At 39.8% G+C, this 6,924-nt stretch carries 7 protein-coding genes; 1 reads left to right on the top strand and 6 read right to left on the bottom strand.

The features are described 5' to 3' along the window. The 3 genes from AACU25_RS17205 to AACU25_RS17195 all read right to left on the bottom strand — a co-directional run. A partial coding sequence (locus AACU25_RS17205) for a tetratricopeptide repeat protein (protein ID WP_422641108.1) occupies positions 1–1,604 on the bottom strand: 1,604 nt, incomplete at its 3' end. Between the two features lie 78 nt (positions 1,605–1,682). Then, positions 1,683–2,120, bottom strand: coding sequence for a hypothetical protein (locus AACU25_RS17200; RefSeq protein ID WP_096577612.1), 438 nt, complete (start codon positions 2,118–2,120; stop codon positions 1,683–1,685). A gap of 145 nt (positions 2,121–2,265) precedes the next feature. Next, entirely contained in the window at positions 2,266–3,561 is a 1,296-nt protein-coding gene (locus AACU25_RS17195; RefSeq protein WP_190445789.1) for a chloride channel protein, read from the bottom strand. Positions 3,562–3,861: 300 nt separating this feature from the next. On the opposite strand from AACU25_RS17195, the gene AACU25_RS17190 reads away from it, so the two are divergent. Further along, positions 3,862–4,080 carry a hypothetical protein gene (locus AACU25_RS17190; RefSeq protein WP_045874080.1) on the top strand — a complete coding sequence of 73 codons (219 nt, stop codon included), beginning with the start codon at positions 3,862–3,864 and terminating at the stop codon, positions 4,078–4,080. 322 nt (positions 4,081–4,402) lie between these two features. Here AACU25_RS17190 and AACU25_RS17185 read toward each other — a convergent pair whose 3' ends face one another. From AACU25_RS17185 to AACU25_RS17175, 3 genes are all read right to left on the bottom strand, one after another. Next, complete coding sequence (locus AACU25_RS17185; RefSeq protein WP_096577610.1) at positions 4,403–5,209, bottom strand: basic amino acid ABC transporter substrate-binding protein; 807 nt, start codon at positions 5,207–5,209, stop codon at positions 4,403–4,405. Positions 5,210–5,341: 132 nt separating this feature from the next. Further along, the gene (locus AACU25_RS17180) at positions 5,342–5,767 is read right to left on the bottom strand and encodes a hypothetical protein (protein ID WP_096577608.1); all 426 of its coding nucleotides are present in this window, start codon (positions 5,765–5,767) and stop codon (positions 5,342–5,344) included. Between the two features lie 16 nt (positions 5,768–5,783). Beyond that, complete coding sequence (locus AACU25_RS17175) at positions 5,784–6,641, bottom strand: hypothetical protein (RefSeq protein ID WP_190445790.1); 858 nt, start codon at positions 6,639–6,641, stop codon at positions 5,784–5,786. Positions 6,642–6,924: the final 283 nt, after the last annotated feature.

Here is a 6,924-nt window from a genome sequence, read left to right as displayed (position 1 = left end):
ATTAGTTCTAAAGCTTGCACGTACAAAGGTTCGGCTTCGCTGTATCTACCTTGGAAACGATAGAGTTCCGCCAGATTGTTGAGGCTAGTAGCAACAAATGGATGTGATTCCCCTAAGCTGCGTCGCATTAGTTCTAAAGCTTGCACATACAAAGGTTCGGCTTCGCTGTATCTGCCTTGGGAAAGATAGAGTAGCGCCAGATTGTTGAGGCTAGTAGCAAAAGATGGATGTAATTCCCCCAAGCTTCGTTGCGTTAGTTCTAAAGCTTTCACATACAAAGGTTCGGCTTCGCTGTATCTACCTTGGGAACGATAGAGTTCCGCCAGATTGTTGAGGCTAGTAGCAATATCTGGATGTGATTCCCCTAGGAGGTTTTTGGTAACTTCTAGACACTGCTCACACCAAGTTACAGCCTGGTTATACAATCCCTGACCACTGTAAAATTTAGCATTACCGAAGAAAGGCGAAATTAAATCATCATCACTGACATATTGAATGAGATTGTTTGCGACTTCAGCTATATGAGGTATAGCGGGGGTGAAATCATTAATTTGCTCAAGGGTAGGGGTTTGAGGAAGATTTTCAGCAACTGCTACCATTACCCCGCAAACAGAATGCTTAAATTCCTCTGCTTTATCTAAACCTGTCAGCTTATATTGAAAAAACTCCCGCAATAGTGGGTGTAGTTGATAGATTCCCTCACCTTTGCGCTGGAGTAAATGCAAATTCAACAACTTATCATCTCTAATTTCTTCTAAATCTTCCTCGTCTTCCTCTAGTAAACAATATTCCACCAACACCCAAGGTATTGGTGCGGCTGCAAATAAACTCAATAAGCAGCCCAGTTGTTGATCATTTTCTTCTAATTCCTGCCAACTCAACTCAAAGGCTGCTAACACACCCCGTTTTGCTGTCATGTCGGCTTCTGGTTTATTAAGCGCAGGTTGTTCTAGTCGCTTTTTCTCCAACCGTCGCTGCATTTCTGCAAATGATAAATCTGGTTTCTGCGCCAGATACCGCCCCACCAACTCTAAACCCAAGGGCAAATATCCCAGCCACTCACATAACTGTAATGCTACTTGGGGGTGGCGTTGATTTTCCCGCTCAAACCTTTCTACCCCAATAATTGACTTTAATAATTCCAGCGCCGCCTCTGGTTGCAGCACATCTAAGGGTAATTCTGCTATTCGTCCCCAATGCTGGCGAGTAGTAATCAGGATTTTGAACCGAGAAGATAGCGACACAAAGTAAGGTTTAACTTCCTGATAATCAGCAACATCATCCAACACCAGCAGCACATCACCCTCACGCCAACGCCGCCAGCAAAATTGCACTTGCGCGGGTAAATCTACATCTATTGGCGGGTTTAAATCTAGCTGCGTCCTCGCAAACTGGACAATTTGCACCCCAATATCCCCAGATTTGGGCAACAACCAGCAAATTCCACCTTGATAATTGTCGCGGTACTCAATGGCATATTGCAACGCCAGTTCTGTTTTCCCAACTCCACCCATCCCCGCAATAGCCGCAATCGCTACTTGTTGATTTTGCTGCAACATTTGCTGGAGTGTTTGCAATTCTTCCCCACGCCCAACAAATTCCACTACCCCACTCAGGGGGAAATTTTGCGGTATTTCACTCTGGGGATGAGGCTTTACCTGTTCCCGTTCAGGCGACTTTAGTCAATTGGGGGAATTATTATAGGTAATATTAATAGTGTGATTACTACCCCCTTGAATCGTGGGAGCCTTAGCATCATTAGACTGAAAAGCCTCGCCACCGTAAACATTCTGCACATTCTTGCCTTCCACCTTACCAATATTAATTTCTTGGTGAATTTCTGTGGCCAGGGTTTTCACTTCTTCCGCAAATTTGGGGTCTTTGTCCATCGCCTCTTGCAAATAAGCAGCCACCACATTTAAATCTTCCTTAGAGCCTTGCTGCACTTTTACCAAAGCTGCTTCTACTCTGGGCGTACCCTTGAATTTCTGCAAAATCTTCTGGCGAAGCTGTTCCAATTTTTTCAGAACACTTTCTGTTGCTTTCTCTATAGTGGTTTCAAAAGCTTTGGTAAACACTAGGGTGGCGATTCCCGCAGCAGTGAGTGTCACAGGCTCCATATTTTCCGCAAGAAATACGAGATTATGCTGATGGAGATTGTAATTTAGCTCAACTGTTTTGGGAAGAAGTAATCCAAATCAATTAATATTTACTCGCTCCCTGCCCCCTGCCCCCTGCCCCCTGCCCTCCACTCCCATGCCAAAATTAATTAGCTACCTCTGTTTGATGCTTCAATTGAGATGCAATCAAGGGAACTTTTGGAGCGAGGAAAAATCCCATTAAACTGGCAAAGAGTATTGGTGTGAAGGGACTAAAGTTAGTGAGTTTTGATAGCAACAAAGTTGTGCTAATGGGTGTGCGTGTCACAGCTGCATTAATCGCCGCCATTGTGCAAATCATTGCTAAAGCTGGATGAACTCCGGGGATTAAGAGTGCTACGGCTTTACCTATACAAGCGCCAGTAAAAAATAAGGGGATAATAAATCCACCCCGCCAACCACCTGTAACAGTCATGCTGATAGCAGCCATTTTACCCAAGGCTAATATCAACAAAAACATCGCCGGAATATTAGTATTAACGACAGATTCTAATTCTTCATGGCCAAAATACCGAGTAAGCGGTAAAACAACGGCTAAAGCGCCTAATCCTAAACCTGCTAATGTGGTACGTAAATAGATAGGGCCAGGAATACGGGAAAAAGCGCGATCGCAAAAACGAAAAATCGCCATAAAAATCCATCCCGCAACTGCACCTAGAATACCAAAGGCGATCGCTAAAGCAAAATCATCTATGTTGGCTAAGTTGTATTGAGGGAAATTCCAGGTAGGTGCAATTCCTAAATGTGTAATTGCTGCAAATACCAAGTAGCTAGCGCAACTCGCAACAATCGCTGGCATCAAAGCTTCGTAATATTCCACAATATGCTGATGGTGCAAAATCTCTAAAGCGAACATTGCACCGCCCAAAGGAGAACCAAACAAAGCAGTAAAGCCAGCTGCCATTGCTGCTAAACTCATAGATCTCAAATCTTCTCCTTGAAGTTTAAAGCGATCGGCTACCCACGTACCAAAAGAACCAGTTACTTGCACTAGAGGCGCTTCTGGCCCAGCACTCCCACCAGCTGAGATACTAACTAGAGAAGCGAGAATCATGGAGGGATTTTTTCGACTATCCAGCCTTCCGCCGCGAAAGTGGATATTATCGACAATCACCGCGATTTCGCCGGGATTTCCCAGAAAATGAATCACCAAGCCGACTAATAAACCACATAGTGGCATTACTAACAGCAGACTCAAACCCTCAAAGCGTTGGAGTTTGTGAATAATTAGTTCTAAAACATTCCAATACACACCAGCAAATATACCACTCGCAGTCCCCACAGCAGCCCAACATAGAACCCACCTAGAAATCATTAGCGGATTGCGCCTCGCCAAGCCAAAAAGTTGAGACAATGTCCAACGTTGAGTTTGATTCCCCGCTGGGGGCTTATTTGGTAGCACTGCTGAATTTCCTGTTTTGAAACGAAATATACAGAACCTTTACGTCTTCTATAGTAAAGGTTATTGGCTGCGCCCAATCATTGCTAATCCTAAACTGTAGACTAAGCACAAGTTATCGTCAGGTTTTGATTAATGAAACTCTGTTCTACTTCCAAGCATTGCGTGAAAATCTTTCTTTCCCATGCCCCATGCCCTATGCCCCATGCCCATTTTTAAGCTAATAATAATTTAAGCCTCCAGATAGTGTGTGCTTAGTAACTAGAAAATCTAAGCTTGGCGTATAAATTTGGGGAAATATTCATGAATAAAGAAACTGTTCCTAGCCAAGCCGAAAAGATGAATCCGGAGGCTGATGCATCAGAATTAAGTCCAGAGGTATTGGATAAAATTAAGCATCCAGCAAAAATGGATGATGTAATTCGAGAACAATCAGCAGAAGAACGTAGATCTAACCCTGCTTTAGTACCAGAAATGCTGGATGAACCAACTGATGAAATGATTGGATTTACTAAAGAGTAGACGAATAAATTCTGTGTAGGGGCACGGCACCATTAAGATAATTTGATATGCTACAAGATTGTGGATGTCGTGCCCTCTAGAATATATTGATGTGTCGCATTCTTTTTTCAAATTGGTATTACCTACCCATCTCATATTTGATGTTTAAAGTTCATGTAGGATGCGTTAGCGATAGCGTAACGCATCAATACCAAAGCTGAGATTTTTGCAGAAATGAAATTGGATTGCTATATAACTACAATTATACAGTTTTGATGTGTTAGGGCTTACGCCTAACACATCCTACTTAATATGTATATTTTTTTAAATTTAAATCTAATTACTATACTTTTTCTGGTAATTGCGGCGGTTTGATATTAAACCATTTTTGATAAATTTGTTGATAAGTGCCATTAGATAGCAAAATACCTATACCTTGATTAATAGTTGCTAAATAAGGAGAATCTTTAGGTGTAGCAATCCCGTAGTATTCCTCTGTAAGTAAATTGGTAACTACTTTAATACCTTTGAGATTACCGTTTTTAATTGCATATAAAGTAGCAAAGGCATCGCCGACTACCGCATCAACATTACCATTAAGTAAATCTTGAAAGAAATCAGGGCCGGAGTTATATGTACTAATTTTGGCATTAGGGATTGTTTTAGCAAAATCTGCACCCGTTGAGCCAATTTGTACGCCAATCTTTTTACCTTTAAGGCTATTTAAATCTTTGATATTTTGGTTGTTTTCTCTAACTGCGATCGCAAGTCCTGCTTTAAAATAAGGTCGGGAAAAGTCAATGGTTTTCAGGCGTTCTGCAGTAATTGTAATTCCGTTAATAGCTGCATCTACTCTCTTGGCTTGCAAAGTAGAAATCATACCGTCAAAAGGTAGGCTTTCCCATTGAACTTGTAAACCGACTACCTGTGCGATCGCATTCATCAAATCAATGTCAAACCCTTCTAAATCTCCATTGGCATTTTTCATCTCAAATGGTACAAATGTAGGGTCTGTAGCCACTTTCAGAGTTTTTAATTCTAACTTCGGGCTTGTGGTGCTTGTAGGTTGCAATCCATTACAAGCAATAATGAGTAACAGGCAACTTAAGCCCAAAATTAGTTTACGCCATTTTCTGTTTAGTAATTTCACTTGCGATAAAATGCTCAGGGCGCAAAGTTTATCTTGATTATGAGTTCAATATGATTTTTATTTTTGCATATTGAAATATGCATTGCAAGAATTGAGATGCATAATTTAACGAAGCATAATATTTTATTTTCACTACATAAACAGTTTTCGCATAAAGCGAAGTACATAAACAATATATTCTACCTGCGATTGAGTTTGAGAATTTGACTTGATTTCCTGCAATATTTTTTGCATTTCAGCTATATTACTAGGATTAATCCCGATAATTGTGGCTCTAATAATTGCTGCTCTAACACTATTAAGTGTATCTTTACATTCGCGCACCGCTTCCCTTAGCTTATTGACTTGTTGCCAATTCTTTTCTTCTTGAGCATTGAGCAGTGCAAACTGAAGCTGCGGCAGAATATTTTGTAAATCTTGCTCTATGTTGTCTAGATTTGACACATCTATATGATTGTTGGGAACTGCTTTTAATTGCAAAACTATATCTCGCAATTGTTCTAAAATATCCTTACTTTCTGTAATTACAGAATCATCAAAATTGTCTAAATTTTTCATATCTGATAAATTTTTATTAGTTTTGACATAATTGAGTTTTTAAAGGTTGCGAACGTAAATTCTTTTGAGATACTTCTTGGAGAAAATATTGCAAAGTCTTATCTTCATTTATCGATTGTTCAATACTATTAATTCTCGATAGAACTGAACTGTAGTCTCTACCAGTAATGGTGTTAGCTACTCCAACAATTTTAGTAATTCGAGTTGCGATCGCTTCAAAACTCAAAGAAGGGTATTCATCAATAAGTTTTGAGAGTTTTCTACCTGTATCAGCTGCTATTAACAGCCTAGATATGGATTCATTTAGTATTTGCTGTTCGCTAGCATTTACTTTTAACCATGCATCTATTTGTTCAGCAACTTGACGCTTAATTTCTTCTGGGCCGATTTGGGAATATGTATTAGGATTATTATACTTTCTTTGTAACTGTTGTAGTTTCAAACCAATTAGCACCCGTTGCGGATTGTTTGGTTTTGGTGGCTTTTGCTGAATTTGTTTAGCCAAAAGCAGCATTTTGACTGTTAAACATCGCGCTGGTTGGGCAGTTTGAGATACTATTTTTGCACTACCATAGTCGATTGTTTCTAAATTGTTAAAAATCTCTATAGCTGTGTCATATTCTGATTGCAAAGCATCAAGTTCTCGCTCTAAATCTGACGGCTGATTATTTGATTGATTTTCTCCCATAATAATTTTATCTACTTCCCTCGGATCGCCAAAATTAATTCTGCGATCGCTAAGTAATTGCTCAACTACAAAATCACGAGAAATCTCAGCATCTAAAGGTAATTCGTTCAGTTGGTAGACTTTTTTTACAGATGCGATCGCATCAACCGCCTGATTACGAAAAGTCTCTGCGGTTAATCGCAACATAGTTCTTTTTTCTGGTGTACAACTGCTAAGAGTAGTACTCAGAGTCAAAGCTATGATTAAAATTTTGGATAAAGATGATTTGTGACTAATTTTGTCTTTCATATTGATATAGTAGAATGCGTTATTAACGCATCCCCCAAGCTTTTAATAAAAATAAATTTTTATATGACTTTAGTCATGGCTAGATTCGTGACTTTAGTCTGAATCATTTTTGAGAAAAACCAGCTTTAATAATAACTTGAATCTACCACTTGAGATGGAACTATCAATTTGCCTCTGAAAA

It is taken from the genome of Tolypothrix tenuis PCC 7101, assembly GCF_963874875.1.
GTDB classification, from domain to species: Bacteria; Cyanobacteriota; Cyanobacteriia; order Cyanobacteriales; family Nostocaceae; genus Aulosira; species Aulosira tenue.
This window is presented reverse-complemented; position numbering and strand designations above follow the sequence as displayed.

What these genes read in the sequence shown, in the direction of transcription:
- AACU25_RS17200 (WP_096577612.1), bottom strand. Translation starts at nt 2,120, where the DNA reads ATGGAGCCTGTGACACTCACTGCTGCGGGAATCGCCACCCTAGTGTTT.
- AACU25_RS17190 (WP_045874080.1), top strand. Translation starts at nt 3,862, where the DNA reads ATGAATAAAGAAACTGTTCCTAGCCAAGCCGAAAAGATGAATCCGGAG.
- AACU25_RS17180 (WP_096577608.1), bottom strand. Translation starts at nt 5,767, where the DNA reads ATGAAAAATTTAGACAATTTTGATGATTCTGTAATTACAGAAAGTAAG.
- AACU25_RS17175 (WP_190445790.1), bottom strand. Translation starts at nt 6,641, where the DNA reads ATGTTGCGATTAACCGCAGAGACTTTTCGTAATCAGGCGGTTGATGCG.